The organism is Endozoicomonas sp. OPT23 (genome assembly GCF_009653635.1).
Classification (GTDB): Bacteria; Pseudomonadota; Gammaproteobacteria; order Pseudomonadales; family Endozoicomonadaceae; genus Endozoicomonas_A.
This window is the reverse complement of the sequence record NZ_PPFD01000028.1, coordinates 1-207: the sequence shown is the minus strand read 5'-3', so window position 1 is coordinate 207 and position 207 is coordinate 1. Positions and strand designations below refer to the sequence as shown.

General features: G+C 44.0%; 1 rRNA gene. It reads left to right on the top strand.

The features are described 5' to 3' along the window. Positions 1 to 127 precede the first annotated feature (127 nt). Positions 128 to 207, top strand: a 16S ribosomal RNA gene (locus EOPP23_RS21305); the annotation flags it as partial.

The following is a 207-nucleotide window of genomic DNA, read 5'->3' as shown; positions in this document are numbered from 1 at the left end:
ATACCAACTCATCGAATCAAGCGAACACACTCGTTATTAAGGTTTCTTAGGAAGCTTTAACTAATGTGAATGTTCATTTGAAGTGATTGAGTCGCTGACTGTCCTCGGACATGACGCAAAACGATTTAAACTGAAGAGTTTGATCATGGCTCAGATTGAACGCTGGCGGCAGGCCTAACACATGCAAGTCGAGCGGTAGCAGATCCA